1 pseudogene is annotated in these 1754 nt (G+C 57.5%); it reads left to right on the top strand.

Features of this window, described 5'->3' with window-relative positions:
* Positions 1-201 precede the first annotated feature (201 nt).
* Positions 202-1754: pseudogene (locus tag E1189_RS01735) on the top strand (nitroreductase family protein); the annotation flags it as partial.

Here is a 1754-nt window from a genome sequence, read left to right as displayed (position 1 = left end):
GACACTCAGGTTAAAATTCACGGACACCGGGTGGAGCTGGGGGAGATTGAGAGCGCCCTGATACAGTTACCCTGGATTGATAATGCGGCAGCCGCCTGCTCACAGCAAACACTGGTCGGTTATCTCGTACCCGACAGGGAACGACTGCCCGGTGCCGATCAACGCTTTGGTCAGGCGGAACTGACGGACCCTGTGGAAAGGATGACATTCAAACTGACACAGCCTGGTCTCCTGCCCGTCAGCGAAACCGATACTGTCATTGCCTTACCACAGGATGACAATGATTCTTTTGTCTACTGCCCACAGTGGACAGCCCTTGAAACCACACCAGGTAGCAGAGGCTCTTCGTCTCCCTCTTTAAAACACCCCTTGACGAGAAAAGAACTGGGACAACTTTTGTCTGGCCTGCGCTGTTATCACACCGACAGCACACCTCTCCCCAAATACGGATATCCCTCTGCTGGCAGCCTCTATCCGGTCCGTGTGACCTTGCACCTCGGGTCTCAGGCCATTGACGATCTTAACGGCGGCCACTATGCCTACCATCCCGATCATCAGCTGATTCGATTGGAGAAAGGCGCCCCCAGACAAGAGACCGATCCCATGTCGTTCACACTGGAACTGTCCGCCTGGCTGCCAGCCATGAGCCCGATGTATGGAAAGATGACGCCCCACTTCTGCCAACTCGAAGCCGGTGCCATGCAGGCCCAGCTGGAGGCCTGCGCACAGGCTCTGGGCCTTGTGCTTAGCAGCACCATTCTGTGTCCCGCTCTCTCACCATCGTCCCAGAGCTGGCCCCTGGTACAGGTCACACTGGCCGGATACCGGACGCCACAGAATCCAAGGCAGCACGCATTGCGCCAGCGTCGCAGCTACCGACAGTTTGAAAACCGGGCACCGGATCGAAACCTTCTGGATCAGTGGCTATCGATGCCCCGGTCGTGGGCATGCAAAAATAAACTGGCACTTCACCTTTTGTACTGCCCCGACCCCAACCAGCAGAACTGGCAGTGGCTACACATCCCGGGGAAACCGGTCAACACGACACAGTCTGATTATCTGGCCCTCTGGCCCGACAGTACCCTGGCTTTGATTATTACCGGACCAGAGACTGCCGAGGCCCAACTGGCCGCAGGTCACCTGGGTCAACAATTGCAATTGACTGCCATTGATCACAATATCGGCCTGTGCCCTCTGGGAGAATGGCCAACATCTGAGCAAGACGAGCATCCAGTCCTCTACGCATTTGTGGGCGGACGGGTTCCTGCTGAGGCCTGGCGTACACCCGGAGAGCAGAACCTCAACCTGAACACCCTTGTCACACGACACCTGCAAAAACAGTTGCCCGACTACATGGTTCCCCAGGTCTATGTTCCCCTGGACAGCCTGCCTCTGACCGCCAACGGCAAAGTGGATCGCAAGGCCTTGCCGGAACCAGAACTGACCAGTGCCATAGCGTATGCGCCTCCTACAAATGACACCGAACAACACCTGTGCACCCTCTGGCAGGAGTTGTTACAAGTCGAACAGGTTGGAATAGACGACAATTTCTTCCACCTCGGCGGCGACTCCCTGCTCGCCATCGCCTGACCCAGCGCATCAGCCAGGAGCTGGGCGTGGATGTACCCGTGGCTCAACTGTTCCAGCAACCGTCTGTGGCCCTGTTGGCCAGCACTCTGACCAAAGACCTGTCACCTATCCCTGCCCGCCACCTGACAACAGGGCCTCTGTCCTTCGCCCAGCAGCGGCTCTGG

This window comes from Parendozoicomonas verongulae, assembly GCF_009711465.1.
Taxonomy (GTDB): domain Bacteria; phylum Pseudomonadota; class Gammaproteobacteria; order Pseudomonadales; family Endozoicomonadaceae; genus Sansalvadorimonas; species Sansalvadorimonas verongulae.
Note: the sequence above shows the minus strand (reverse complement) of the source record. Positions and strands in the feature narration are given on the sequence as shown.